Origin of the sequence: Dyella humicola (assembly GCF_026283945.1) — a bacterium.
Classification (GTDB): Bacteria; Pseudomonadota; Gammaproteobacteria; order Xanthomonadales; family Rhodanobacteraceae; genus Dyella; species Dyella humicola.
This window is the reverse complement of the sequence record NZ_JAPDPC010000005.1, coordinates 1-25,485: the sequence shown is the minus strand read 5'-3', so window position 1 is coordinate 25,485 and position 25,485 is coordinate 1. Positions and strand designations below refer to the sequence as shown.

Here is a 25,485-nt window from a genome sequence, read left to right as displayed (position 1 = left end):
GCATCCACTGGGCGCCAACGCGGGAAACCGCCGCAGGCACATTGTCACAGCAGGCCGTTACAATACCCGTCCGGCCCGTCACGCGATTCCGCCAGCGGCCCGCCAAGTCAATCCGGCCCCGCGGCGTGCGAGGCTTCCGGCCGGCTGACTTCGTGCTCTCACCGAGCAAGAGCGTCAAGGCTCGCCGCTGCGACGACATGTTTAGGGTGTCACACGCCCGTTGTACAAGGAGCCCTCCATGTCGAAGCACTGGAACATTGATGCTGCCCGCCACACCTACGCCGTCCCGCATTGGGGCGACGGCTATGTGGACGTGGATGCAGCAGGTCATATCGTCATGCGCCCCCACGGCGCCCACGGCCCGGCGCTGTCGCTGCCGGCCATCGTCGACCGCGCCCGCGCTGAAGGCTTGCGCCTGCCGTTGCTTGTGCGCTTCCCCGACATCCTGGCTGATCGTCTGAAGCGCCTGCAGGACGCGTTCGCCAAGGCCATCGGCGAATGGAGCTATGCGGGCGGCTACACGGCCGTCTATCCGATCAAGGTGAACCAGCAGCGTGGCGTGGCCGGCGAGCTGGTGGCGGCGGGCGAACATGGCTTTGGCCTCGAAGCCGGCTCCAAGCCCGAGCTGATGGCCGTGCTGGCCATGGCTCGTCCCGGCAGCATCGTCATCTGCAATGGTTACAAGGACCGCGAGTACGTGCGCCTGGCGCTGATTGGCCTCAAGCTCGGCCTGCGCGTGCACATCGTGATCGAGAAACTGTCCGAGCTGGACCATGTGTTCAGCGAAGCGAAGGCGCTCAACGTCGAGCCGCTGCTCGGTGTACGAGTGCGGCTCGCCTCGATCGGCGCCGGCAAATGGCAGAACACCGGCGGCGACAAGGGCAAGTTCGGCCTCTCGCCCAGCCAGGTGCTGACCCTGGTGGAGCGCCTGGACCAGGCCGGCCTCAAGCACACGCTGAAGCTGCAGCACTTCCACATGGGCTCGCAGATTTCCAACGTGCGCGACATCGCCTCGGGCATGCGTGAGGCGACACGTTACTTCGTGGAGCTCAAGCGCATGGGCGTGCCGCTGGAGATCGTCGACGTCGGCGGTGGCCTGGGCGTGGACTACGAAGGCTCGCGCTCGCGCAGCCACAACTCCATCAATTATTCGATCGAACAATACGCGGCGACCATCGTGCAGTCGCTGGCCGAGGCGGTGGTCGAAGAAAACCTGCCGGCGCCGCACATCATCACCGAGGCCGGCCGCGCGATGACCGCGCATCACGCCGTGATGGTGGTGAACGTGACCGAGGTGGAGCCGGTGCCCGCCGGCAACATTCCTGCGGCACACGAGGCTGAACCCGCCGTGTTGCGTCGCCTGCGCGAGACCTGGGCAGAACTCGATGCGCGTCCCGCGCTTGAGCTGTTCCACGAAGCGCAGCATCACCTCGTCGAAGGCCAGACCTTGTACGCGCTAGGCCAGCTCACCTTGGACGACCGCGCGCGGCTGGACGACATGTACTACGCCATCGCCAATGCGGTGCGCCTGCGCCTGCTGCCGGCCGAGCGTTCGCATCGCCAGGCGCTGGACGAGCTGGATGAGAAACTGGTCGACAAATACTTCGTCAATTTCTCGGTGTTCGAATCGGTGCCGGATATCTGGGCGATCGAGCAGATCTTCCCGATCGCACCAATTGCACGACTGGACGAAGAGCCCACCCGCCGCGGCGTCATCGTCGATCTTACCTGCGATTCGGATGGTCGTATCGATCATTACGTCGACGCCGAAGGCGTGGACGTAAGTCTGCCGCTGCATGCGCTGAAGGACAACGAAAGCTATCGCCTCGGCATCTTCATGGTGGGTGCCTACCAGGAGACGCTGGGCGACATCCACAACCTGTTCGGGGACACCGATGCGGTGAACGTGCGCGTGGAAGGCGACTCGTATGTCTTTGCGCACAAGCGTCGCGGCGACACCACCGATCTGATGCTCGATTACGTCGGCTACGACCTCGAAGTCCTGCGTCGCAGCTATCGTGAGCGCATCGCCGCGGCGGGCGTGCAGGGCGACGCGGCCGACCAGCTCTTCGTCACGCTCAACGAAGGTTTGACCGGCTATACCTACCTGTCCGAGGGCGTGCGCTAAACCTTCAAGCCGCCGCCCTGTGACGCGTGCCAGCCTGAGTCGCTCGACAAGGGCTGGTCGCACAACGGCAACTGTTCAAGCTTCCCCGTTCCCCATCAGCACAGGAGTGGTTATGGCAAGTCTCGACGGCAAGGTGGCACTCATCACTGGCGCGGCCAGTGGCCTCGGCAAGGCGATCGCCGAGTTGTATGCGAAGAACGGTGCGGCGGTCGCCATCGCCGACATCAACCAGCAGGCGGCAGACGCCACGGCGAACGAGATCAAGGCAGCCGGCGGCAAGGCGATCGGCATTGCCATGGACGTAACCGATGAGGCCGCCGTCAATGCAGGCACCGACAAGGTCGTCGCCGCGTTTGGCCATCTGGATATTCTTATTTCCAACGCTGGCGTGCAGATCATCAATCCGATCGAGCAGTTCGCCTTCGCCGACTGGAAGAAAATGCTGGCCATCCATCTCGATGGCGGCTTCCTCACCACCAAGGCCGCGCTGCAGCATATGTACAAGGACGACCGCGGCGGCATCGTGATCTATATGGGTTCGGTGCATTCGCACGAAGCGTCCAAACTGAAATCGGCCTACGTCACCGCCAAGCACGGCTTGCTCGGCCTCGCGCGCACGCTGGCGAAAGAAGGCGCGGCGCACAACGTTCGCTCGCATGTGATCTGCCCCGGCTTCGTGCGCACGCCGCTGGTGGAGAAGCAGATTCCGGAACAGGCCAAGGAGCTGGGTATCAGCGAGGCCGACGTGATCAAGAACGTGATGCTCAAGGACACCGTGGATGGCGTGTTCACCACCGTCGAGGACATTGCGCAGACCGCGCTGTATCTCGCTACCTTCCCCTCGGCCGCGCTGACCGGGCAATCCATCGTGGTCAGCCACGGCTGGTATATGCAGTAGCGGATGGCGCGTCGCATGCGGCCCGCATGGAGAGGCCGAAGATGCGTAGCGAGGGCGCCCGGCAGCGCGTGCCGGCGAACCTGTCGGCACGGCTGCTGCGACCGCTCCTTCGTTGCGCGTCCCTCGCCCGCGGACCGATAAGGCATGCATGCGGCTCGGCCTCCCCGACCCTCGCTTCCCCCACAAGGATCGCCAGTGAAGATTGCCGACGTTTTAGCGAACGCTTTTGCCATGCCACTGACCAGCCCGGCCTTTCCGCCGGGACCGTATCGATTCGTCAACCGCGAGTTCCTCGTCGTCACCTATCGCACCGATCTGGATGCGTTGCGCGCGGTGGTACCCGAACCACTGGAGATCGAGCAGCCGCTGGTGAAGTACGAATTCATCCGCATGCCCGATTCCACCGGCTTCGGCGACTACACCGAGTCGGGCCAGGTGATTCCCGTGAGCTTCCGCGGCGAGCGGGGAAGCTATGTGCATTCGATGTACCTCAACGACCACCCGCCGATCGCGGGTGGTCGCGAGTTGTGGGGCTTCCCGAAGAAGCTCGCCAGCCCGGTGCTGGATACCGAGATCGACACCATCGTCGGCACGCTCGACTACGGCAAGGTGCGCGTGGCCAAGGCCACCATGGGTTTCAAGCACCGCGAGGCCGATCGCGACGCGATCCTGGCCGGATTGGCGGCGCCCAACTACCTGTTGAAGATAATCCCGCACGTGGACGGTACGCCGCGCATTTGCGAGCTGGTTCGCTACTACACCACCAACGTCACGCTCAAGGGTGCCTGGACCGGCCCGGCCTCGCTCGAACTGCATCCTCATGCACTGGCGCCCGTGGCCGACCTGCCAGTGCTGAACGTGGAGTCGGCCCTACACTTCATCACCGACCTGACGCTCGACCTGGGCACGGTCGTGTACGACTATCTGGCCGATTGAACAGGGTTAATCCGTATGGACGTCCGTAAGAACCCATCAGCACTGAAAATGACCGACCAGGAGCTTGCGCGAGAGCACCATAGGCAATATCAGGTCACCGCCCTGGTATTGCAGGGCGGAGGCGCGCTGGGCGCGTATCAGGCGGGGGTATACCAGTCGTTGGACGAGGCTGGCATCCATCCCAACTGGGTCGCCGGCATCTCCATCGGCGCGCTCAACGCGGCGATCATCGCCGGCAACGCGCCGGAGCGCCGGGTCGAACGTTTGCGCGAGTTCTGGCAGGCCATATGTCGTCCACCGCTGTTGCCGGTGTGGCCCACGCCGCCGCTGGAGCCGGGAGCGTGGCAGCTGACCTGGCAAAACGTCCAGAGTGGCTGGGCGGCGTTTCGCGCGCTTACCGAGGGGCAGCCTGGCTTCTTTTATCCGCGGCCCTTCCCGTTGATGCCATGGAACGCCTCTCCGGCCACGGCGAGCTGGTACGACACGGCGCCCTTGAAGCTCACGCTGGAGCGACTGGTCGATTTCGACCGCATCAACCACAAGACCTCGATGCGCGTGTCGGTGGGCGCCGTCAATGTGCGCACGGGCAACTTCGCCTACTTCGACAACACCGAAGGCCCGCTGCGCGTCGAGCATTTCATGGCATCGGGCGCCTTGCCGCCCGGCTTTCCCGCGATCGAGATCAATGGCGAGTTTTACTGGGACGGCGGTATGGTCTCCAATACGCCGCTCTACAAGGTATTGTCGGATGCAGCGCGGTGCGATTCGCTGATATTCCAGGTGGATCTGTGGAGTTCGCGTGGCGAGTTGCCGAGCGATCTGGCGGAAGTGACTTCGCGCACCAAGGACATCCAGTACTCCAGCCGCACACGCCTGATCACCGAATACATGAGCTTGCGCCAGCGACAAGAGCGCGTGCTGCACGATGTGATGGCCCTGGTGCCGGAAGACCAGCGCAACCATCCTGCCTATCGTCACGCCGAGATCTACGCCAGCAGCGCCCTGGTCAACCTGTTCCATCTCATCTATCGCAACAAGCCCTACGAAGGACATTACAAAGACTACGAGTTCAGCCTCGACAGCATGCGCCAGCACTGGAATGCCGGTATGGACGACATGCAATGCACCCTGGCCGAGCCGACCTGGTTCGAACGGCCGAGTGCCGAACATCCTTTTATTACCCACGACGTCCACTGCGAAGATTGATCAATCAGGAAACACCATGAGTCTCAAGGCAGCATTTATCGGGCTCGGCGCCATGGGCACGCCGATGGCAGGGCATCTGAAGGCACACGGCTTGCTTCATGCCGTGTCGAGTCGCACGAAGGCCAATGCCGATGCCGTGGCGAAGGAACTCGGCGTAGCCGCGCCGCCGCTGGCCGAGCTGGCGGCGCAATGCGACGTGATCGCCCTGTGCGTCACCGCGGATGCCGACGTGCTGGGCACGGTCGACGCACTCGCGCCGCACCTCAGGAAGGGCGCGATCGTGGTGGACCACTCCACGGTCGCACCGGATACCGCCAAGCAGGCGGCCGCGCGCCTGTCCGCGGTCAGTGCGTACTTCCTCGATGCACCGGTATCCGGTGGTGTCGAAGGCGCGAAGAGCGGCAAGCTATCGGTGATGGTAGGCGGCGATGCCGACGTGCTCGAACGTGCACGCCCCGTACTGGAAGCGTATGCGCTGCGCATTACACATCTAGGTGCCGTCGGTGCCGGCCAGGCCACCAAGGCTGTGAACCAGGTGCTGGTGGCGGGTATTGCGCAAGGCGTGTGCGAAGGTCTCGCACTCGGTGAAGCGCTGGGCCTCGATCCCGAGCGCTTGCTGCCCACGCTGGGTGCTGGCGCGGCCGGCAACTGGTTCCTCGAAAAGCGTGGCGCCACCATGCTGCGCGACGAATTCAGCGTGGGCTTCAAATTGGGCCTGCTGCACAAGGATCTGGGCATCGTGCGCCAGATTGCCGAAAGTGCCGGCACCAGCCGCAACGTGATCGAGCGCTCACTCGCCGACTATGCCGAGCTGATGAGCCAGGGCTACGGTGACGAAGACATCTCGGCGTTGATTCGGCTCAAGCGCAAGCGCTGATTCCTGCCCAGCGAGAAGTAAAAAAAGGCCGTGTCTCGCGACACGGCCTTTTCGGCTTCACTGAGCGCGGAAAGCGTCTTACCTGCCTTCCTTCAACGCAATCGCATTAATGCCGGCCGACGCGAGACGCTGTTTGGCGGTCTCCAGTTCGGTGGCCGAATGGAACGGGCCCAGGCGCACGCGGTTGTAGGTCTGGCCGTTGACGCTGACGGAAGCGACATTGGCGACGAAACCTTGCATGGCGAGCTTGGCCTTGAGCGTCTCGGCGTCAGCCGGGCTCGGGAAGGCGCCGACCTGCAGCAGGTAACCTCCCGCACCCGGTGCCGGGGGCGGCGCTTTCACGGCAGCCTCGGGGGCGGCGGTAACGGCCTCGGCGACCGCGACCGGTGCATTCGCCGGTTTCTGCACGGTGGCCTGCTGCTGGGCAGCGCTCTGGGCCGCCTGCTGGGCCTGTTGCTTCTGCTGCTGCTCGGCCTTGGCCTGGGCGCTGATCACGGCGTCGGGAATACGAACTTCCTTTTCCGACAGCACGGAGTAGAAGTCGTACTGAGGCTTCTTCGGCGCCGGGGAGTTGTCGGTGGCCGAGGTGGATTCCGAGGCCGCGGCACCGGCGTCGCTACCGCGCTGGGCGGTGGCCTGGGGATTGGGTTGCGGGCCATCGTTGGGGCGCGGCGCCATCGGCAGATGGCCACTCGCCACGAACATCAGCACGGCACCGATCAGGATGCCGATGACGGCCCAACCCCAGCCCGGCATGCCACCGCTGTTATTGCGGACGGCCTGGCGACCTTTGCCCTTGCGTGCTGCCATTTACATCTTCTCCGGGGCGCTGAGGCCCAGCAAATCAAGACCGTTTCGTATGACCTGGCGCGTGGTGACGGCGAGCGTGATACGCGCGTTGCGCAGTTCCGCATCATCCACGATCCATTTGTGCTCGTGATAATAACTATGCAGGGCGCCAGCGAGCTCGCGCAGATATTGCGCGATCAGGTGAGGTTCCAGATTGCCGGCGGCGGCGTCGACCACTTCCGGGTAGCGTGACAGCTCGGTCAACAGCGCCTGCTCGTGCTCGCTGTCCAGTCGTGCGAGCTGCTTGATGCCGGCAAGCGTGTCGACCGCCGGCAGGCCGCGCTCGGCCAGTTCCTCCAGCACGCGGCATACGCGGGCATGGGCGTACTGGATGTAGTAGACCGGATTGTCGTTGCTTTGCGAGCGCGCCAGGTCGATGTCGAATACCAGCTGCGAGTCGGCCTTGCGCGAGATGAGGAAGTAGCGCGTCGCATCGCGGCCGGCTTCTTCGATCAGGTCGCGCAGGGTGAGGTAGCTGCCGGCGCGCTTGGACAGCTTCACTTCCTCGCCGCCACGCATCACCGTCACCATCTGGTACAGCACGTAATGCGGCCAGCCCTTCGGGATCCCGACATCCAGCGCCTGCAGGCCCGCCTTTACGCGGGCCAGCGAGCCATGGTGATCCGAGCCCAGCACGGTGACGGCGTTCTCGTAGCCACGCTGCCACTTGGACAGGTGATAGGCCACGTCCGGCACGAAGTAGGTATAGGTGCCGTCGGACTTGCGCATGACGCGGTCTTTGTCGTCATTGAAGTCGGTCGAGCGCAGCCACAGCGCACCGCCTTCCTCGTAGGTGTGACCGTGGGCGACCAGCTCGCGCACGGTCTCTTCCACCTTGCCGTCGGTGTAGAGCGAGGATTCCAGGAAGTACACGTCGAAGCCGACGCCGAAGGCCTTGAGGTCGAGGTCCTGCTCATGGCGCAGCGCGGCCACGGCGAACTGGCGGATCGCTTCGAGATTCTCAGGATCCTTGGCGCCAGTCACGGCATGGCCATCAGCCACCACCGATTCGCCGGCGAGATAAGCCTTGGCCACGTCAGCGATGTAGTCGCCGCGGTAACCGTCCTCGGGCCAGCCCGCATCGTCCGGCGCGAGGCCGCGCGCGCGCGCCTGCGTCGAGACGGCCAGGTTCTGGATCTGCACGCCGGCGTCGTTGTAATAGAACTCGCGCTTCACCTTCCAGCCGGTGGCTTCGAGCAGGCGGCTCAGGCAGTCGCCCAGCACCGCGTTGCGGCCGTGGCCGACATGCAGCGGGCCGGTGGGGTTGGCCGAGACGAACTCGACGCCCACCGTCTTGCCGTCGCCGCTGGTGCTGCGGCCGTAGGCGTCGCCCTCGGCCATGATGCGGCGAACTTCCTCGTGATAGGCGGCAGGCGCCAGGAAGAAGTTGATGAAGCCCGGGCCGGCGATCTCTACCTTTTCCACCAGCGTATTGGCGGGCAGGGCGGCTACCAGCTTCTCGGCCAGCTCGCGCGGTTTGGCGCGCGCCGGCTTGGCCAGCAACATGGCGGCATTGGCAGCGAAATCGCCGTGCTCGCGGCTGCGGGCGCGTTCGATCACGAAGTTGGGCACGTCGAGATCCGCGGGCAGGGTGGCATCGTTCTGCAGGGTATGGATAGCCTGCAGCAGCAGTTCGCGCAGCTGTTCTTTCACGGCATTAGTCGGGCGACGGTGGAACCGTCAATCCTATCAGACCCGCGCCCCCGGGACCGGTCTGCAAGGGCTTTCCGCCATGCTGCGCTGCGAGCGGGCAACCTGTGGATAAGTCTGTGAGGAAGATTCCAGCACGCTTCGGCGATGCCGCCTATTTTCCGGCTGAAATTGCAGTGTAATGAAAAATAGTCAACGATTTCCGTAAATTGCGAGATACATTTGAGGGGTGTGGCATGAGTGGACCGGAAAGGGCCGTCCGCGGCCAAATGTGCATAAGTTGCGGAGCGCACCCTGTAGGCAGGTAGCCAGCACCGCGTCATGGGCCTGTCATGCGGCACTGCCACACTGATCCTGTTCCCGCTGACACCTCCCCGTTGGTGTGAACAGGGAGATCGCCGTTCCTCTCCTTTCTCCCCACAAGACGGTTACACGGCGCGGCCTCCCCCGCGCCGTTGTTCTTTTTGGCGCCGTCAAAGCAGGCCGAGTGCCGCCATGGATGCCGGTTCACCGCTGCCAATCACCAGATGATCAAGTACGCGCACATCGACCAATTGCAGCGCATCGCGCAGCTCGCGGGTGATCGCGCGATCGGCGGCGCTGGGTTCGGCCACGCCCGAGGGATGGTTGTGCGCGAAGATCACGGCGGACGCGTTATGGCGCAGGCAGGCGCGGACGACCTCGCGCGGATGCACGCTGGCACCATCAATCGTGCCGCGAAACAGTTCCTCGAACGCCAGCACGCGGTGCCGGTTGTCGAGATAGAGGCAGCCAAACACTTCATAGGGCAGGTGGCGTAGGCGGGCACGCAGGTAGTTGCCGCTGTCGCGAGGGTTGCCCAGGCTGGGACGCTCGGCCAGTTGTTCGGCCAGCGAACGGCGCGCCAGTTCGAGCGCGGCGATAAGGCGCGCCCGCTTGGCCGGGCCGATGCCGCGCAGTTTCATCGCGCCGCCGGGGTCGCCGAGCAGCGCGCTGAGGCCCCCACTGTTACCCAGCAGCTCTCGCCCCAGTGCAATGGCGTCCTTGCCGGGGATGCCGTTGCCCAGCAGCACGGCGATCAATTCGGCATCGGACAACGCATCGCAGCCGCGCGCCAACAGCTTCTCGCGGGGACGTTCCTGTGCCGGCCATTCACGAATGCTCATACACGCAGCCTGACGGCAGGGTTCATCAGAGCCCATCGGGGTCGCGCCGCGCCGCGTGTCGGAAGCACCGCCGGGGTCGAGTGGGCACTGGCTGGCGGTGAACAGGCTCTTAAACGTTGGCGATCGGCGGCAGGCGTGCCACAAACTCGGCTGCGAGCCAGTCGACGAACACCCGCACCCGTGGCGATAGCTGGCGATTCTGGGGATAGAGCACATAGACCGGCGACGATGAGGGCGGAAAGTCCGGCAGTACATCAATGAGGGTGCCGCTGGCGAAATCCTCCTGGAGGCGGTAGCGCGGCACCTGGATCAGGCCCAGGCCCAGCCGCGCCATGGCGACATAGGTCTCCGCACCCACGACGCTGGTCGTGACCGGCAGGGTGAGCTGTCGTAGCGCCCCGTTTACCAGGAACTCCAGCGGCATCACGCTGCCGGTAGCGGATGAGACGAAGCCGATCATGCGGTGGCCCGCGAGATCGTCGGGCGACTGCGGTAGGCCGTGGCGTTCGAGATACCCAGGACTGGCGCAGGTGGCCTCTTCCAGCAAGGCGACTTGGCGGCCGACCATGCTGCTGTCGGAAGGCTTGCCGACACGCAAGACGCAGTCGACGCCTTCGCGCACGAGATCGACATAGCGGTCGCCTTCGCCGATGCGCAGCTGGATCTCGGGGTAGCGATCCAGGAAGCCGGGCAGGCCGGGGAGCATGAAGTGGCGGGCCAGCGTGCCCTGTACGTGTACGCGCAGCAGACCGCTCGGCTTCGCGCCGGTGAAGGCGGCTTCGGCTTCTTCGATCTCGGCAAGAATGGCCAGACAACGCTGGTAATAAGCCTCACCATCCAGCGTGGGGCGAACCTGGCGCGTGGTGCGTTCCAGCAGCCGCGCCCCCAGGCGCGCCTCCAGCCGCTTTACGACCTCGGTCACGGTGGAGCGCGGCAGCTCCAGATCGTGCGCCGCCAGCGTAAAGCTGCGACGTTCCACGATCCGCGCAAACAAACGCATGGCATCGACTTTGTCCATAGTTTGTTCCCGTTATCCGAATGATGAAGGCGGATTTCGGCAGATTATCCGTCAAACAGAAAAGTCCATCCTCTCACCACCGGCAAATCGTCGGTCCCTTCAGAGGATGCTTCCCATGTCTGCCAACACTCCCAAAGTCGCCCTGGTCACCGGTGGTTCCCGCGGTATCGGTGCCGCTATCGCTGAACGCCTGGCTCGCGATGGCTTCATCGTGGTGATCAACTACGCCGGCGACGTAGCCGCCGCCGAGACGCTGGCCCGCAAGATCGAGGCCACTGGTGGCCGTGCGCTCACTGCGCAGGCGGATATCGCTGACCCAGCGGCCGTAGGTCGTTTGTTCGACGCGGCTGAGGCAGCTTTTGGCCAGGTCGACGTGCTGGTCAACAACGCCGGCATGATGCAGCTGGCTGCCGTGGCCGACACCGACGACGACGTGTTCGATCGCACCATCGCGGTCAACCTGAAGGGCACCTTCAACACTCTGCGCGAAGCCGGCAAACGCCTTGCCCAGGACGGCCGCATCATCAATTTCTCCACCAGCATCGTAGGCACCTACCTGCCCACTTATGGCGTCTACGCGGCGACCAAGGCGGCGGTGGAAGCGCTGACCCATGTGATGTCGAAGGAGCTGCGTGGCCGCAACATCACCGTAAATGCGGTGGCGCCGGGCCCCACCGCCACCGATCTGTTCCTCAAGGGCAAGTCGCCCGAACTGGTCGCGCAGATGGCGAAGGCGGCTCCCCTCGAACGCCTGGGCCAACCCGACGACATCGCCAACGTGGTGGCCTTCCTCGCGGGTCCCGATGGCAGCTGGGTGAACGGCCAGGTGCTGCGTGCCAATGGCGGCCTCATCTGAATCTTCCTTTCTGGCATCGCCCAAGGGGCGAGTCACTTTCCAAGGACACATCATCATGAAAAACATCATCGTCATCACGGGCGCGTCGAGTGGCTTCGGCCTGATGAGCGCACGCGCGCTGGCGCATGCAGGCCACACGGTCTATGCGGGCATGCGCGAAACCCGGGGACGCAACGCGGCGCGCGTGGCCGAGATGCAGCAATACACCCATGAACACGGCATCGATCTGCGCGCCATCGAGATGGATGTGGCTGCGCAGGCATCGGTCGATGCCGCCATTGGCCAGATCGTTGCCGAGCACGGCCGCCTCGACGTGGTCGTGCACAACGCCGGCCACATGTCGTACGGGCCGGCCGAGGCGTTCACGCCGGAGCAGTTTGCCGAACTGTATGACGTCAACGTGCTGAGCACGCAGCGAGTCAATCGCGCGGCCTTGCCGCAGCTGCGCAAGCAAGGCCGGGGCCTGGTTGTATGGGTGTCGTCCAGCAGCGTTCGCGGCGGTACGCCGCCCTATCTGGCGCCGTACTTCGCCGCCAAGGCGGGTATGGATTCGCTGGCGGTGAGCTATGCGGGCGAGCTGGCGCGCTGGGGCGTCGAAACGTCCATCGTCGTGCCCGGCGCCTTCACCCAGGGCACCAATCACTTCGCCCATGCCGGCTCACCGGCCGATACCGAGGTGGCGCAGGCCTATGCCAGCGGACCGACGGCTGATTTCGGCGAGGTGGCCTTCAAGGGGTTGGCGGCGCTGGAGCCGGCCGATGCGGACCCACAGGCGGTAGCGGACGCGATTGTCGCCGTGGTTGATGCACCGTTCGGCAAGCGGCCTTTCCGTGTGCACATCGATCCGTCACAGGACGGGGCAGAGATCGTCAACGGCGTGGCTGATCGGGTAAGGGCGGAACTGCTTCGCCGCATCGGGCTGGAGGACATCCTCAGGCCACGCGAGTTGGGGTGATTCGAGGTCGGTGATCATCCAGCGTTCAGCGATTCTTTCAAGCTGCTTTGGCTGATCGATGACTGGGTGTGACATCGCCAAGGAAAGCTGACGATTCCGGTAAGCTACCCACCTAACCGGTTGTCAGGCGCTAACACCATGAGTCTTGCCCAACGCCGCGTCCTGCTGGGCGTATCCGGCGGAATCGCTGCTTACAAGTCCTGCGAGCTGGTCCGCCGTATGCGCGACCTCGGCGCCGAGGTTCGCGTGGTGATGACCGAGGGTGCTACGCATTTTGTCAGCGCCACGACGTTCCAGGCGCTGTCTGGCCAACCGGTACGGATGAGCCTGTGGGACGCCGAGGCCGAAGCGGCCATGGGCCATATCGAGCTGGCGCGCTGGGCCGAGCGCATCCTGATCGCCCCAGCCAGCGCCGACCTGATCGCCCGGCTTGCGCACGGGATGGCCGACGATCTACTCACCACGGTGTGCCTGGCCAGCGCAGCGCCCGTCTACGTGGCGCCGGCGATGAACCAGCAGATGTGGGCGCACCCGGCGGTGCAGGCCAATATCGATACCTTGCGCCAGCGCGGCGTGCGCATGCTGGGTCCCGCCTCGGGCGACCAGGCCTGTGGCGATATCGGTTCGGGTCGCATGCTGGAACCGCTGGGATTGCGCGCCGCGATCGTGGCGTCGTTTGGCCACGCCGCGCTGCGCGGATTGAATGTCGTGGTGAGCGCCGGCCCGACCTACGAAGACATCGATCCGGTCCGTTTCATTGGTAACCGCAGTTCCGGTCAGATGGGTTTTGCGATCGCCGAGTCTGCCGTACAGGCGGGTGCCAACGTGACCCTTGTGGCTGGCCCGGTGAGTTTGCCCACACCGCAAGGCGTGGCACGCCGCGTCGACGTACGAAGCGCCGCGCAGATGCGCGATGCGGTGGTGGCTGCGTCCGCGCAAGCGGACATCTATATCGGAGCCGCCGCGGTGGGCGATTACCGCCCTGCGAGCGTGGCCAGCCAAAAGATCAAGAAGCATGACGGTGCGGCGCTGGTACTCCATCTCGCCGAGAATCCGGACATTCTCGCCACCCTCGCCGCACAAACCGTGCGCCCCTTCTTGGTTGGATTCGCCGCTGAGACGCATGATGTGGAGCAATACGCGCGCGACAAACTGCAGCGCAAAGGACTGGACATGATTGCCGCCAACCAGGTCGGTGGCGGCCTCGGCTTCGAGGCTGCCGACAATGCATTGACCCTTTACTGGCCCGAAGGTGTCGCCGAACTGGGGCGAACCTCCAAGACGGAGCTAGCGCATCAGCTGGTGGCCAAGGTGGCCGAACGCTACCGGGCGGTGCGCGCATGAGGGGCGGGCAGGGGATTGAAGTCGAGCTGAAAATTCTCGATGCGCGCCTTGGCGATGTCATTCCGTTACCGGAGCCGGCGACCGCCGGAAGCGCGGGGATGGATTTACGTGCCGCCATCGAGGCGCCACTGACCCTGCAGCCGGGCGAGAGCGCCCTGTTACCGAGTGGCATGGCAATTCATATCGGCGATCCGGGCTGGTGCGCCTTGATCGTGCCGCGGTCGGGTCTGGGCCATAAACATGGGCTGGTGATGGGCAACCTGGTCGGCGTGATCGATGCCGACTACCAGGGCCCGCTAATGATTTCGTGCTGGAACCGCGGCACCCAGCCGTACACCATCGCCGTGGGTGATCGCATTGCGCAGTTGTTGCTGGTGCCGGTGGGGCAGGCAAGGTTGAACGTGGTGCAGGAGTTTGCGCCGTCGCAGCGGGGCGAGGGCGGTTTCGGTTCGACCGGAGTTAACTAGGCCCGCCATCCGGGTGCCGAGGGCGCCCGTGATGTCGAGTGGCCAGACAACCTGCTTGGGGACAGGGCATGGCAACAATCAGCACGCGCGGGCGATCATTCGCCGGAACCATCGAGTGGCGGCGCTTGCTGCCGCTGGGGCTGGGCACCTTACTGCTGCTGATCGGACTGTTCTGCCTCTGGCAGACCTGGCTGATCGCTGGCGAAAGCAGCGCCATCGAGCGGGTTCACGCTGCCCAGAAGCAGGTAGCTCAATCGCTGGCCGCAGAGATCGCCAGCGAGCGCGGTCGTGTCCAGGCGGTGATCGACGCCGCCGACACAGCTGGCCTGATTGCCGACCCTGCCGAAGCGGGCGCCACCCTACGTCAGCAAATCCCGCAGGCGCTCGCGCTGAATGTCTATAGCGGCGGTCTCGACGAAGTCATTCACGCCAACTACCGCGTCTTCGGCTATGGCAAAGCCGCCCAGCTGATGGCAGCGCAAACCGCTGACGGTGCCACGCTGGCGCAAACCGTTGCCGGTGGCCCGAACGAACGCCGCCTGACCTTGGTGCTGCCGGTCGGCCAAGCTCGGCACCCGCGGGCCTGGGTATGGGTGGAACTGCCGTTCGGGTCCCTGCAACAGCGTTTCGATTCCATTCCGCCAGCAGGCGGCAGACTGGAACTCCGGCAGGGTGACGATCGCGGCGACATGCGGTTGTTGGCGTCCGGCGACCCTTCGGCGGAGCGCGAGCCCAACCGCAGTGAACCGGTGGCCGGCAGCACCTTGAGCGTGGTCGCTGCGTTGCCGGGCGCGTACATCGTGATGCCGAAAGTGTGGCCGCTGACGGCGTTACTGGGCCTGCTCGCTCTCGGCGGCGGGCTATATCTGTTCTGGCTGCGCAGTCACCCGCGTCGCCAGCGTGCCATGCAAGTTGAGGAACCTGTTTTGTCCGACATGATTGAAAGCACCCCGGAGCCGGCGAAGCTCGATGCTCCCCGCGCCACCAAGTCCGAGCCTGCAGCGCCAGTCACGGTGACGGTCGATCCCACCATCTTCCGCGCGTATGACGTGCGCGGTGTCGTGGGTACCTCGTTGACCAAGGACGTGGCTCGCCTGCTCGGTCAGGCAATCGGCACGGTCATGCGCGAAAAGGGGCTGCCGGAGATCGTGGTGGGTCGTGACGGTCGCCTTTCCGGCCCGGAACTGGCCGGCGCCTTGTCGGACGGACTGCGCATGGCCGGCATCGATGTGATCGATATCGGAGCCGTGCCGACGCCGGTGGTCTATTACGCCGCGTACCGTTTCAACACGGGCTCCGGCGTGGCGGTTACCGGCAGCCACAACCCGCCCGATTACAACGGCTTCAAGATCGTCGTGGGGGGAGAGACGTTATCCGAAGGCGCCATCCAGGATCTTTACCGCCGGATCGCCGCGAACGCGCTCGAACGCGACGGCAAGGGCAATCTGCGACATGTCGATGTGCTGCCTGACTACATCGAGCGGATTACGTCCGATGTGCAGGCCGAGCGTCGCCTGAAGATCGTGGTCGATAGCGGCAATGGCATCGCGGGCGCCGTCGCACCCCAGGTGCTCGAAGGCATCGGTTGCGATGTGATTCCGCTTTACTGCGATGTCGATGGCACCTTCCCGAACCATCATCCCGATCCGTCCGATCCACACAATCTGGAAGACCTGATCTTCGCGGTGAAGGAGACAGGTGCCGACCTGGGCGTGGCCTTCGACGGCGATGGCGATCGCTTGGGCGTGGTCACCAAGGAAGGCGAAATCATCTTCCCCGATCGCACGCTGATGCTGTTTGCGCGTGATGTGTTGTCGCGCCAACCCGGCGCTACCGTCATCTACGACGTCAAGTGCACCGGCCACCTGAAGGGCGAAATCCTCGACGCCGGCGGCAGCCCGCTGATGTGGCGCACCGGCCACTCGCTGATCAAGGCCAAGATGCGCGAGACCGGCGCTGAACTGGCCGGCGAAATGAGTGGCCACTTCTTCTTCAAGGAGCGCTGGTACGGCTTCGACGACGGCATCTACGCGGGCGCGCGTCTGCTGGAAATTATTTCGGGTGATCCGGAAGAGCGCACGCCCGAAGAAATCTTCGCCACCTGTCCGAAGGGAGTCTCCACCCCGGAACTCAAGGTAGAAATGATCGAGGGCGAGCACTACCGCTTTATCGAGAAGTTTCGCCAGCGTGCGACGTTTGGCGATGCCACCCTCACCACCATCGACGGTGTGCGAGCCGACTGGCAGGATGGCTGGGGCCTGGTTCGTGCGTCCAACACCACGCCGATCCTGGTGCTGCGTTTCGACGCGGATAACGCGGCTGCGCTGGCGCGCATCCAGAACGTGTTCCGTCAGCAGTTGCTGGCCACAGACCCATCGCTGAAGCTGCCGTTCTAACGCGCAGATTGGGGGCGGGTAACGGACACGCCCCCAAGCCATTCCGGCTTCTACCCCTGCGACTTGTCGTGCGCCGCCTTCACATCACGGTAGTGCTGAAGGTCCTGCGCATTCTTCTGCTCCGCAGCGTCACGGGCATTCTGCTGGCGCTCGAGGGTATTGCGCTGGCCAGCCACGATATTGCGCTGCTTGCTGATGCCATCGTTGAGGGACTTCGGCACCGGCTGCTTGGCGCGTTCCAGATCGCCGGCGCGCGTCAGCAGATCCGCAAGCGCCTTCTCCTGGCTACGCAGATTGACGCGCGTGGTGTTGATCTGCTGGTCGATGTTGCCCAGGCTCTGCTGTTGCGAATCCTTGTACGCAGCTTCGGTCGGATAGGCTGCGAGCATCTGCGAGTCCCCGCGGGTGCGCTCCTCCGCCGCGTGCTGCTGGGCTGCCTGCTGCTCGGCCTGCTTCTGGGCCGCGGCGCGCTCTTCCGGACTGAGCTGGCGATCAACGTGCTGGATGACCAAGCCGCGATCATTCACCAGCTCGTAGCCGTATTTCAGCGCATCGGATGAAAGGCTGTCACTGTAATGCGGCAAGCCGCTGGCATCACGCCAGCGATAGCGGATGCCGCCATGACTGCTGTTTTGTGCCTGCGCGTGCAGGCCGGCTGCCAGCGCGAGCATCGCGATGGCAAAAACTGTTTTACGCATGAAGTTCCCCCTTGTCGGCGGAAGTATAGCCGGCGTACGGCGTCGGCCATGACCTTGCCACGCCACCTCGATCGCTGGTGTGACTAACGTCGCCAACGTGTTGCACCATGGTCAGCCGTTGACGCCGTAGCGCTCGCGATACGACACCAGCCGCGCGTGCTCCGTGGCCAGTTCAGGGCGCTCGCCCGCATAAGCCAACACATCGCCGAGGCTGGTGATGGCGATGACCGGGATGCCGAATTCGGCGGTGACTTCCTGGGCTGCAGACAGCTCACCCTGGCCGCGCTCCTGGCGATCCAGTGCGATCAGCACGCCGGCCGGCGTGGCGCCGTGGGCGCGGATCAGCGCCAGCGATTCGCGCACGGCCGTACCGGCTGTCATCACGTCGTCAACGATCAGCACGCGGCCCTTGAGCGGTGCACCGACCAGCACACCGCCCTCGCCGTGGTCCTTGGCTTCCTTGCGGTTATACGCCCAGGGCAGATCGCGGCGGTGTTGGTCAGCCAGGGCGATGGCCGTAGCAGCGGCCAGCGCGATGCCCTTGTAGGCCGGGCCAAACAGCATGTCGACTTCGATGCCTGAGTTCACGATTGCCGCCGCATACGCGCGACCGAGCTGCGCCAGCGCGGCACCGGAATCGATCCGGCCCATATTGAAGAAGTAAGGACTCTGGCGCCCGGATTTGAGCGTGAATTCGCCGAAGCGCAGCACGTCGCGCTGCAGGGTGAGGTCGATGAAGTCGCGCTGGTAATCGTGCACGGCAAGGCTCTCTCAATGGTTTGTCAGACGGGCAGGGCGCGCACCAGCAGGTGTTGCGGCCCGGAACGCCCGCCATGGTACAGCTCGCCAGTGTCCACGAAGCCGGCGCGCCGATAAAGCGCCAGGCCGACGGCATTGCGGCTATTCACGGTCAGCGCCAGGTCCCGCGCCGTGGGATGCCGTACGGCGAGGTCGCCGAATATCGCCGCAAGCGCAAGCGCGCCGAATCCGCGACCCTGCCACCGGTGGTCGATGAAGAACGCGCGCAAGCCCAGCGTGGGGCGAACGAAATCACGTCCGACCAGACAGCGCGCCTGGGTCTCGATGCGGTAGTAGCCGATTGGCGTGTCGCCGCACAGGATAGCCATGGGCTCGCTGCCGTCGCAGCTTTCAGCGTCGGCCAGCAGGTCCGCGATAGGCCCCACGAAATCTCGCTGGGCTTCATGAATTCGCAGGCCAAGTACCGCCTGGCGAAGCGCCGCCTCGACTGGCGCGACGCGGATATCGGGCTCGTTATGCATGGTTGGTATGATGGCGCATCACCCAGGAGCCCGCATGCGCATCATCAGCCTCAACGCCAATGGCATTCGTTCGGCCGCCAACAAAGGCGTGTTCGAGTGGTTGCGCAAGCAGAACGCGGACGTGGTCTGCCTGCAGGAGACCAAGGCGCAGGAAGAGCAGCTCAGCGATCCGATGTTCCGCCCCGATGGCCACCATTGCTTCTATCGGGATGCCACCAGCAAAAAGGGCTACAGCGGCGTGGCGATCTACGCGAAGCGTGAGCCCGATAAGGTGCTTACCGAGCTTGGATGGGACGAGTTCGACAACGAGGGCCGTTACATCGAGGCGCGTTTCGGCAACCTCTCCGTGGTGTCGCTGTATTTTCCGTCGGGTTCCTCCGGTGATGAACGCCAGCAGTTCAAGTTCAAGGCCATGGAGTGGATCACGCCGATCTTCGACAAGTGGCTCAAGAGTGGTCGCGACTACATCATTGGCGGCGACTGGAACATCGTCCACACCAAGAACGACATCAAGAACTGGTCTTCCAACCAGAAGAACTCGGGTTGTCTGCCCGAGGAGCGCGCCTGGCTCGACCTGCTGTTCCAGCAGCGCGGCTGGGTGGACAGTTTTCGCGCCATCAAGCCGGACGCGGTGGAATACACCTGGTGGTCCAATCGTGGCCAGGCCCGCGCGAACAATGTGGGGTGGCGCATCGACTACCAGGTGGTGTCCCCATCCTTGCGCGCACGACTGAATGACTGCTCGATCTATCGCGACGAGCGCTTCTCCGACCACGCACCTTATACGGTCGACTATGCCGACTGAGGCGCCTGCGGCGCCGCCTGTCGCCAAGCCAGCCAGGATTTCAGCGTGGGCCGCTTTCACGCAGCCCTCGGCCTGGACGATGTTCCTGCTCGGGTTTTCCTCGGGGCTGCCGTTTCTGTTGGTGGCCGGCACCTTGGCCTATTGGCTCAAGGAACAGGGCATCGAACTGAAAGACATCACGATGATCGCCAGCGCGGGCATGACCTACGCGTTCAAGTTCCTGTGGGCGCCGTTGCTCGATCACTGGCGCCTGCCGGGTTTCGGTCGCCTGGGCCAGCGCCGTGGGTGGCTGCTGTTTGCCCAGCTCGGCGTGGCTGTAGGTCTGGTTGCCATGGCATTGCTGACCCCGAACCAATTGGTGCCGTTCGTGGCGGCGACCCTGGTGGTGGCGTTCTTCGGTGCGACCCAGGACATTGCCGTCGATGCGTATCGTATCGAGATAGCCCCGACATCTGCGCAGGGTGCGCTGGTTGCCACCTATTCGCTCGGTTATCGCATCGCGCTGATTCTGGCCGGCGCGGTGGCGCTGATTCTGGCTGATCACGTGTCGTGGACCGTCGTCTATCTGATCCTCGCCGCAGCCATGGCCTTGCCCGTGGCCACGACCCTGATGGCTGCAGAGCCTGACGTGTTGCGTCTAAGGCCGCCGAGCTGGCGCGCGGCCATGCGCGAAAGCGTGGTCGATCCCTTCGCCGATTTCTTCCGTCGTTACGGGTGGCATCTGGCCGGGGTGACCCTGCTGTTCATTCTGCTGTTCAAGATTCCCGAGCAGGCAACCGTTGGCGGCGTCATGAGCCCGTTTTATCGCGACATGGGCTTCACCAAAACGCAGATCGGTGCAATCACCAAAATCTACGGCATCTGGATCGGTATCGCCGGCGTTTTTGTCGGCGGTGCGGCGGTGGCGCGCTGGGGCGCATGGCGCACGCTGGGGGCGTCCATTGTGCTGGCGGGGATAAGCAACTTGCTGTACCTCTGGCTGCTCGTCCATCCCGGCAATCTGCTGGTGCTCACCCTGGTGATCTCGGGAGAGAACTTCACCCTGGGAGTGCTCGGCCCGCCGACCGTGGCGTTCCTGTCGTCCCTGGTCAGTCGCCAGCACACGGCGACCCAATACGCTCTGCTCAGCTCCATGGTGAATCTGCCCGGCAAGCTCTTGGGCTTTTTTGCCGGCGGTATCGCGACAGCCACGGGCTACGGCGGCTATTTCATCCTTACCGTGGTATCGATCGTTCCGGCCAGCCTGCTGTTTCTGTACCTGTGGCCGCGCTTCGGTCGTACGGAATCACCCGACGCCACCGAGCTGGTCCACTGAAGTCGACCTGTAAATCAGCCAAGCGATCGATATTCCCGGAGATTCTTCTGTGCCAAGATAATCATCACAGGGGGCTTGTGACCGGGAGTGAAGTCCGTGCCGGACCTCGTCATACGCCATATCGACAATTCCATGGCCGAGCGCATCAAGGCGCTGGCCAAGGAACGACAGTGGTCGATCAATGACGTCGTGCTCTATGCACTGCGGCATGGCCTCGGCTTGGCCTCGTCCAACCTGTTCGCCGAAACCATGCTCGACCCGGGCGACCTCACCACGCTGAGTGGCCAATGGGACGCCAAGGAGCGCGCCGCGTTCATGGAAGCGATGCAAGCACTTTCGCGCACGCCGGCTACCCAGCTCGCACCAGGTAACCGCACGCTGGGCGATAGTGACTAGGGCGGAGCGGGGTAGATTGCGCCGAGCACGCGGGGACCGCGCGCGCCGGTGACGGCAGGCAGGTTACCGGGCAGGCCAAGCAATCGCTGGCGCGCCAACCAGGCAAATGCCGTCGCTTCCAGATAGTCCGGGTCGATCCCATGCTCGGCTGTACTAGCGAGCGCACAGGGAGCCAGCAGCTCGCGCAGTCGACGCATCAGTACCCCGTTGTGCACGCCGCCACCGCAGGCGATCACTTCGATCGCATCCGCGGCGTGGCGCGAAATAGCATCCGCGACGCTGCGTGCGGACAGCTCAAGCAGCGTCGCCTGCACGTCGGCAGGCGGCAGCGCGACCAGGCGCGAGTGTGTGTCGAGCCAGGCCAGGTGGAAATGCTCGCGCCCGGTACTCTTCGGCGGTGGCAGTGCAAAGTACGGATCGGTCAGCAAACTGGCCAGCAGCGTCTCGTCCACCAGGCCGGAGGCGGCAAAACTGCCGTTCGCGTCGAAGGGCACACCGAGGTGACGCAGACACCAGGCATCCATCAAGCCATTCGCCGGGCCGGTGTCGAAGCCAACGACGCTGCCGTCCGCACCGAGTACGGTGATATTGGCGATGCCGCCAAGGTTGAGGACGACTCGCGTGTGATGGGTGTGCGCCAGCAACATGGCGTGCACCGCGGGAAGCAGTGGTGCACCCTGGCCACCAGCGGCAACGTCGGCACGGCGGAAATCGGCCACCACATCGATGCCACAGCGCTCGGCAATCACCGAGGGATCGCCGACCTGCAAGGTGAACGGGTGTTCGCCGGAAGGTCGGTGGCGCAGGGTCTGGCCGTGCGAGCCAATCGCGCGTACGGCTGATCGAATGCCCTCATTGCGCGCCAATAGCTGTGCGGCTGCATCCGCAAAGCACCGGCCAATGGCCACGTCGAGACGACCGTAGGCATCGAGGTCGAGGCGCGCTTCGTCCTGCGCAATGGCGAGAATGTGCGAGCGCAACGCCTCCGGCCACGGATGCGTCAGCGCATCCACCAATTGTGGTGTGTCGTTTTCGAAGCGGACCAGCGCGGCGTCAATGCCGTCGGCGCTGGTGCCCGAGATCAGGCCGAGGTAAAGCGCCGAAGCATCGCTCACGGCTCAGTCGTCGTTGCGCTTGTTGCCGCTGGCGCGGGCGAGCTTGATATTGGCGTCCAGGGTCTTCAGGCGGGCCAGCTGCGGCTGCACCACCTGGGCCCTGAACTTCGCCAGTTGTACGCCCGGCAACGGTTCGGGCTTGGGCAGCGTCACCTTCTGCGGATCGCGCTGCACATTGTTGACACGGAATTCATAGTGCAAATGCGGACCGGTGGCGAGACCGGTCATGCCGACATAGCCGATCACCGAACCCTGGCTCACGCGTTGGCCGACCTTTTCGTCGGCGAACTTGGACATGTGGCCATAGGCGGTGCTGATGCTGCCGTCGTGCTGGATGATCACAAAGTTGCCGTAACCGTTCATCCAGCCCTTGAACTTGACGACACCATCGCCCGCGGCATGGATCGGCGTACCGGTCGGTGCGGCGTAATCCACGCCCTGGTGCGCGCGCATCAGGCCGAGAATCGGATGCATGCGGGCTGCGCTGAACTGCGAGGAGATGCGGGTGAAGTCCACCGGAATGCGCAGGAACGACTTCTGGATCGGGCGACCGTCCTCGCTGAACCAGCCGTAGCTGCCGTCGTCCTTTTTGAAGCGATAAGCGGTGTACCGGTCACCCTGGTTCACGAACTCCGCGGCGACGATCTCGCCTTCATGCAGATAGGCGCCATCGCGATAGACGTCGTCGTAGATCACGGTGAAGCTGTCGCCTTCGCGCAGATCCTGCACAAAATCGATGTCGTATTTGAACAGCTCGGCGAGCTTGAGCACCATCTGGGTGCTCATGCCGGCCTTGGAGCCGGCGGCGAACAGGGAGCTGTCGATGGTGCCGTGCGCCACGTGCTCGCGACGCTCCACCTCACGCGTCTGCGCCGTCACCGTCGCCTTGTCGCCTTCGAAGCGCATGACCGCGCGGCTGGCTTCATCCTTGTCGAAGCGAATGCCTTTCAAGCTGCCATCGCTGCCGAGCAGGAAGTCGAATTCCTCACCAGGGCGGATGTTATGCAGCGCCTTGGTATCGCCGGCTTGATCCACGACATGCTGCAGGTCGGTAAGGCTCAGGCCCTGGCCCTGGAAGATATCGGACAGCGTCTGGCCCGGCTGCACCTGCACGATGTGCCAATCCTCGACGGTAGGCACGTGCGTGGTTTCGGGCGCGGCGCGGGGTAGCGCGAGCGGAAGCATGGCATGCGCCGTGGACACGGTGTCCGGGCGCATCGCACTGGCCCACGCGGGAATAATGAAGCCGGACAGGGCGGTGATCAGCAGCGCCGTGCCAGCAAGCATCCAGCGCTCGCGATGCCAGTGAATCGGTTCCGCATCGCCATGACAACCGAACGACCAGTGCGCACAGCGTTCATAAAAGTGAGAGTGACGACGCTGCGCCTTGCGGCGCATAGCCTGTTTGCGCGCAGTGCGCGCGATCTCTTTACTCTCACCCATGCCCGGTGTTCCCCGAGGTACAAATTTCTAGTTGGGCCGTACCATAGCGGCCCTGTGTAAATGGCGTCAACGCCTTTTCCATCAATGGTTTGCGCGATGCTTGGGGTTAACGCACAATTAACGGTACAGAGGGGTCAGCTATGCTCTCGCAGCTGTCCAGACAACGAGTGGATCGAGGAATACATGAACGAGCTTGAGCAGGCGCTAGCCACCATCGCGCGCGGCGCCGACGAAATCATCAAGCAGGAAGAGCTGGTCGAGCGCTTGAAGCTCGGGCGCCCGCTGCGTATCAAGGCAGGTTTCGATCCGACCGCACCGGATCTGCATCTGGGTCATACCGTGCTGCTCAACAAAATGCGCCAGTTCCAGGATCTGGGGCATGAGGTGATTTTCCTGATCGGCGATTTCACCGGCATGATCGGTGATCCCACCGGCAAGAACATCACGCGCAAGCCGCTGACACGCGACGACGTGCTCGCCAATGCCCAGACCTATGCCGAGCAGGTCTTCAAGGTGCTCGACAAGGAGCGCACCGAGCTTCGCTTCAATTCCGAATGGTTCGGCCAGATGACGGCCGCCGACATGATCAAGCTCGCCGCACAGCACACGGTGGCGCGCATGCTCGAACGCGATGACTTTGCCAAGCGCTACGCCGGACAGCAGCCGATCGCCATTCACGAATTCCTTTACCCCCTGGTGCAGGGCTACGACTCCGTCGCGCTCCGCTGCGACATCGAGCTGGGTGGCACCGACCAGAAGTTCAACCTGTTGATGGGCCGCGCCCTGCAGGAACACCACGGCCAGCCCGCCCAGATCGTCTTGACCATGCCGCTGCTGGAAGGCCTGGATGGCATCAACAAGATGTCCAAGTCCCTGGGCAACTACATAGGTATCAACGAGCCCGCCATCGACATGGTCACCAAGACCATGAAGATCGGTGACGAACTGATGTGGCGCTGGTTCGAGTTGCTCAGCTTCGAGACCTCGCTGGACGACCTCGCGCAGATGAAGCGCGATATAGAAAGCGGTGCGCTCAATCCGCGCGACGCCAAGCTGCGCCTGGCGCGCGAACTGACCACGCGTTTCCATAATGCGGCTGCCGCAGAGCAGGCGATTGCCGGCTGGCATGCGGTCGTCACTGGCGAAGGCGATACCAGCCTGCTGCCGCTCACGGAAATCGCGGTGCCTGCGGAAGGCCTGCGTTTGCCCGCACTACTTACCGCAGCAGGTCTCACCGCGAGCAACTCCGAAGCGAACCGCAAACTTAAAGAACGAGCCGTGCGCATCGACGCAGAAGTTGTTGAAGATACTCAACGCGTGTTTTCGCCGGGCTTTGAGGCGGTTTTGCAGGTTGGCAAACGAAACTTCGCGCGCGTGTTGTTGACGTCTGCATGAGTCGATCGCGACGACGCAACGTCGTCGCGATGCATTCGCGCACAGAGTTTCGCGTGAGAACAACGTCTTACGCGAAACACGAAAAATAATTTCAAAAATTGCTTGTCAAAGGCGGGGGGTCTACCTATTATTCGCCTCCCGCCGCTGGCAACGTCTTCCACGGCAACAACGACAGCAAAAAGTTTCTCGCTGAAGGTGTTGACGGACAGGAAAAACGATGTAAGATGAGCGGCTCACTCGGAACGAAATGTTCCAACGCGATATCGGCAACGAGTCGCAAGTGATTAAGATCTTTGACAGTGTGCGCAGGTGA

The 25,485-nt window shown here is 63.8% G+C and carries 24 protein-coding genes; 14 read left to right on the top strand and 10 right to left on the bottom strand.

Annotated elements, in window-relative coordinates; translation table 11 throughout:
* Positions 1–238: 238 nt before the first annotated feature.
* The 5 genes from speA (at position 239) to OUZ30_RS19570 (ending at position 6,045) form a co-directional block, all read left to right on the top strand.
* Complete coding sequence (speA, locus tag OUZ30_RS19590; protein WP_266184143.1) at positions 239–2,128, top strand: biosynthetic arginine decarboxylase; 1,890 nt, start codon at positions 239–241, stop codon at positions 2,126–2,128.
* Between the two features lie 112 nt (positions 2,129–2,240).
* Entirely contained in the window at positions 2,241–3,026 is a 786-nt protein-coding gene (locus OUZ30_RS19585; protein ID WP_266152096.1) for a 3-hydroxybutyrate dehydrogenase, read from the top strand.
* Between the two features lie 144 nt (positions 3,027–3,170).
* Complete coding sequence (locus OUZ30_RS19580) at positions 3,171–3,962, top strand: acetoacetate decarboxylase (protein WP_266184142.1); 792 nt, start codon at positions 3,171–3,173, stop codon at positions 3,960–3,962.
* A gap of 15 nt (positions 3,963–3,977) precedes the next feature.
* Positions 3,978–5,168, top strand: coding sequence for a patatin-like phospholipase family protein (locus OUZ30_RS19575; RefSeq protein WP_266184141.1), 1,191 nt, complete (start codon positions 3,978–3,980; stop codon positions 5,166–5,168).
* Positions 5,169–5,184: 16 nt separating this feature from the next.
* Positions 5,185–6,045, top strand: coding sequence for an NAD(P)-dependent oxidoreductase (locus OUZ30_RS19570; RefSeq protein WP_266184140.1), 861 nt, complete (start codon positions 5,185–5,187; stop codon positions 6,043–6,045).
* Positions 6,046–6,123: 78 nt separating this feature from the next.
* On the opposite strand, the gene OUZ30_RS19565 is transcribed toward OUZ30_RS19570, so the two are convergent.
* The 4 genes from OUZ30_RS19565 to OUZ30_RS19550 form a co-directional block, all read right to left on the bottom strand.
* A complete protein-coding gene (locus OUZ30_RS19565; RefSeq protein WP_266184139.1) occupies positions 6,124–6,855 on the bottom strand; it encodes an SPOR domain-containing protein in 732 nt (243 codons plus the stop codon).
* Complete coding sequence (argS, locus tag OUZ30_RS19560; RefSeq protein WP_266184137.1) at positions 6,856–8,547, bottom strand: arginine--tRNA ligase; 1,692 nt, start codon at positions 8,545–8,547, stop codon at positions 6,856–6,858. It abuts the gene before it with no gap.
* Between the two features lie 470 nt (positions 8,548–9,017).
* Positions 9,018–9,689 carry a RadC family protein gene (radC, locus tag OUZ30_RS19555; RefSeq protein WP_425601543.1) on the bottom strand — a complete coding sequence of 224 codons (672 nt, stop codon included), beginning with the start codon at positions 9,687–9,689 and terminating at the stop codon, positions 9,018–9,020.
* Positions 9,690–9,798: 109 nt separating this feature from the next.
* On the bottom strand, positions 9,799–10,707 hold the full coding sequence (locus OUZ30_RS19550; RefSeq protein WP_266184135.1) for a LysR family transcriptional regulator: 909 nt from the start codon (positions 10,705–10,707) through the stop codon (positions 9,799–9,801).
* A 115-nt stretch (positions 10,708–10,822) separates the two neighbouring features.
* On the opposite strand from OUZ30_RS19550, the gene OUZ30_RS19545 reads away from it, so the two are divergent.
* The 5 genes from OUZ30_RS19545 to OUZ30_RS19525 all read left to right on the top strand — a co-directional run bounded on the left by OUZ30_RS19545 (position 10,823) and on the right by OUZ30_RS19525 (position 16,725).
* On the top strand, positions 10,823–11,563 hold the full coding sequence (locus OUZ30_RS19545) for an SDR family oxidoreductase (RefSeq protein WP_266184134.1): 741 nt from the start codon (positions 10,823–10,825) through the stop codon (positions 11,561–11,563).
* 55 nt (positions 11,564–11,618) lie between these two features.
* A complete protein-coding gene (locus OUZ30_RS19540) occupies positions 11,619–12,518 on the top strand; it encodes an SDR family NAD(P)-dependent oxidoreductase (protein ID WP_266184133.1) in 900 nt (299 codons plus the stop codon).
* Between the two features lie 138 nt (positions 12,519–12,656).
* The gene (gene coaBC, locus OUZ30_RS19535; RefSeq protein WP_266184132.1) at positions 12,657–13,862 is read left to right on the top strand and encodes a bifunctional phosphopantothenoylcysteine decarboxylase/phosphopantothenate--cysteine ligase CoaBC; all 1,206 of its coding nucleotides are present in this window, start codon (positions 12,657–12,659) and stop codon (positions 13,860–13,862) included.
* Positions 13,859–14,329, top strand: a complete 471-nt coding sequence (dut, locus tag OUZ30_RS19530) for a dUTP diphosphatase (RefSeq protein ID WP_266184131.1) — start codon at positions 13,859–13,861, stop codon at positions 14,327–14,329. Before coaBC ends, dut begins: the two co-directional genes overlap by 4 nt.
* 68 nt (positions 14,330–14,397) lie before the next feature.
* Positions 14,398–16,725: a phosphomannomutase/phosphoglucomutase gene (locus OUZ30_RS19525; RefSeq protein ID WP_266184130.1), complete on the top strand. Its 2,328-nt coding sequence runs from the start codon at positions 14,398–14,400 to the stop codon at positions 16,723–16,725.
* A gap of 50 nt (positions 16,726–16,775) precedes the next feature.
* Here the strand turns inward: OUZ30_RS19525 and OUZ30_RS19520 are convergent, their stop codons facing one another.
* The 3 genes from OUZ30_RS19520 to OUZ30_RS19510 form a co-directional block, all read right to left on the bottom strand.
* The gene (locus OUZ30_RS19520) at positions 16,776–17,423 is read right to left on the bottom strand and encodes a DUF4124 domain-containing protein (RefSeq protein ID WP_266184129.1); all 648 of its coding nucleotides are present in this window, start codon (positions 17,421–17,423) and stop codon (positions 16,776–16,778) included.
* A gap of 111 nt (positions 17,424–17,534) precedes the next feature.
* Positions 17,535–18,182 (bottom strand): orotate phosphoribosyltransferase, encoded by a 648-nt coding sequence (gene pyrE, locus OUZ30_RS19515; protein ID WP_266184128.1) that lies wholly within the window; start codon positions 18,180–18,182, stop codon positions 17,535–17,537.
* A 23-nt stretch (positions 18,183–18,205) separates the two neighbouring features.
* Positions 18,206–18,703, bottom strand: coding sequence for a GNAT family N-acetyltransferase (locus OUZ30_RS19510; RefSeq protein ID WP_266184127.1), 498 nt, complete (start codon positions 18,701–18,703; stop codon positions 18,206–18,208).
* Between the two features lie 34 nt (positions 18,704–18,737).
* On the opposite strand from OUZ30_RS19510, the gene OUZ30_RS19505 reads away from it, so the two are divergent.
* From OUZ30_RS19505 to OUZ30_RS19495, 3 genes are all read left to right on the top strand, one after another.
* Positions 18,738–19,508 carry an exodeoxyribonuclease III gene (locus OUZ30_RS19505; protein ID WP_266184126.1) on the top strand — a complete coding sequence of 257 codons (771 nt, stop codon included), beginning with the start codon at positions 18,738–18,740 and terminating at the stop codon, positions 19,506–19,508.
* Complete coding sequence (locus tag OUZ30_RS19500; protein WP_425601542.1) at positions 19,438–20,823, top strand: AmpG family muropeptide MFS transporter; 1,386 nt, start codon at positions 19,438–19,440, stop codon at positions 20,821–20,823. Before OUZ30_RS19505 ends, OUZ30_RS19500 begins: the two co-directional genes overlap by 71 nt.
* A gap of 96 nt (positions 20,824–20,919) precedes the next feature.
* Positions 20,920–21,219, top strand: a complete 300-nt coding sequence (locus OUZ30_RS19495; protein WP_266184124.1) for a hypothetical protein — start codon at positions 20,920–20,922, stop codon at positions 21,217–21,219.
* On the opposite strand, the gene OUZ30_RS19490 is transcribed toward OUZ30_RS19495, so the two are convergent.
* Complete coding sequence (locus tag OUZ30_RS19490) at positions 21,216–22,334, bottom strand: anhydro-N-acetylmuramic acid kinase (RefSeq protein WP_266184123.1); 1,119 nt, start codon at positions 22,332–22,334, stop codon at positions 21,216–21,218. The two genes, OUZ30_RS19495 and OUZ30_RS19490, sit on opposite strands and share 4 nt — an antisense overlap.
* Before the next feature lie 3 nt (positions 22,335–22,337).
* The gene (locus OUZ30_RS19485; RefSeq protein WP_266184122.1) at positions 22,338–23,777 is read right to left on the bottom strand and encodes an OapA family protein; all 1,440 of its coding nucleotides are present in this window, start codon (positions 23,775–23,777) and stop codon (positions 22,338–22,340) included.
* A 183-nt stretch (positions 23,778–23,960) separates the two neighbouring features.
* Here OUZ30_RS19485 and tyrS point away from each other — a divergent pair, with 183 nt between their 5' ends.
* Positions 23,961–25,172: a tyrosine--tRNA ligase gene (tyrS, locus tag OUZ30_RS19480; protein WP_266184121.1), complete on the top strand. Its 1,212-nt coding sequence runs from the start codon at positions 23,961–23,963 to the stop codon at positions 25,170–25,172.
* A gap of 127 nt (positions 25,173–25,299) precedes the next feature.
* Here the strand turns inward: tyrS and OUZ30_RS19475 are convergent.
* The coding region (locus tag OUZ30_RS19475) for a hypothetical protein (protein ID WP_266184119.1) at positions 25,300–25,485 on the bottom strand (186 nt) is incomplete at its 5' end.

What these genes read in the sequence shown, in the direction of transcription:
- speA (WP_266184143.1), top strand. Translation starts at nt 239, where the DNA reads ATGTCGAAGCACTGGAACATTGATGCTGCCCGCCACACCTACGCCGTC.
- OUZ30_RS19585 (WP_266152096.1), top strand. Translation starts at nt 2,241, where the DNA reads ATGGCAAGTCTCGACGGCAAGGTGGCACTCATCACTGGCGCGGCCAGT.
- OUZ30_RS19580 (WP_266184142.1), top strand. Translation starts at nt 3,171, where the DNA reads ATGCATGCGGCTCGGCCTCCCCGACCCTCGCTTCCCCCACAAGGATCG.
- OUZ30_RS19575 (WP_266184141.1), top strand. Translation starts at nt 3,978, where the DNA reads ATGGACGTCCGTAAGAACCCATCAGCACTGAAAATGACCGACCAGGAG.
- OUZ30_RS19570 (WP_266184140.1), top strand. Translation starts at nt 5,185, where the DNA reads ATGAGTCTCAAGGCAGCATTTATCGGGCTCGGCGCCATGGGCACGCCG.
- OUZ30_RS19565 (WP_266184139.1), bottom strand. Translation starts at nt 6,855, where the DNA reads ATGGCAGCACGCAAGGGCAAAGGTCGCCAGGCCGTCCGCAATAACAGC.
- radC (WP_425601543.1), bottom strand. Translation starts at nt 9,689, where the DNA reads ATGAGCATTCGTGAATGGCCGGCACAGGAACGTCCCCGCGAGAAGCTG.
- OUZ30_RS19550 (WP_266184135.1), bottom strand. Translation starts at nt 10,707, where the DNA reads ATGGACAAAGTCGATGCCATGCGTTTGTTTGCGCGGATCGTGGAACGT.
- OUZ30_RS19545 (WP_266184134.1), top strand. Translation starts at nt 10,823, where the DNA reads ATGTCTGCCAACACTCCCAAAGTCGCCCTGGTCACCGGTGGTTCCCGC.
- OUZ30_RS19540 (WP_266184133.1), top strand. Translation starts at nt 11,619, where the DNA reads ATGAAAAACATCATCGTCATCACGGGCGCGTCGAGTGGCTTCGGCCTG.
- coaBC (WP_266184132.1), top strand. Translation starts at nt 12,657, where the DNA reads ATGAGTCTTGCCCAACGCCGCGTCCTGCTGGGCGTATCCGGCGGAATC.
- dut (WP_266184131.1), top strand. Translation starts at nt 13,859, where the DNA reads ATGAGGGGCGGGCAGGGGATTGAAGTCGAGCTGAAAATTCTCGATGCG.
- OUZ30_RS19525 (WP_266184130.1), top strand. Translation starts at nt 14,398, where the DNA reads ATGGCAACAATCAGCACGCGCGGGCGATCATTCGCCGGAACCATCGAG.
- OUZ30_RS19520 (WP_266184129.1), bottom strand. Translation starts at nt 17,423, where the DNA reads ATGCGTAAAACAGTTTTTGCCATCGCGATGCTCGCGCTGGCAGCCGGC.
- OUZ30_RS19510 (WP_266184127.1), bottom strand. Translation starts at nt 18,703, where the DNA reads ATGCATAACGAGCCCGATATCCGCGTCGCGCCAGTCGAGGCGGCGCTT.
- OUZ30_RS19505 (WP_266184126.1), top strand. Translation starts at nt 18,738, where the DNA reads ATGCGCATCATCAGCCTCAACGCCAATGGCATTCGTTCGGCCGCCAAC.
- OUZ30_RS19500 (WP_425601542.1), top strand. Translation starts at nt 19,438, where the DNA reads ATGACTGCTCGATCTATCGCGACGAGCGCTTCTCCGACCACGCACCTT.
- OUZ30_RS19485 (WP_266184122.1), bottom strand. Translation starts at nt 23,777, where the DNA reads ATGGGTGAGAGTAAAGAGATCGCGCGCACTGCGCGCAAACAGGCTATG.
- tyrS (WP_266184121.1), top strand. Translation starts at nt 23,961, where the DNA reads ATGAACGAGCTTGAGCAGGCGCTAGCCACCATCGCGCGCGGCGCCGAC.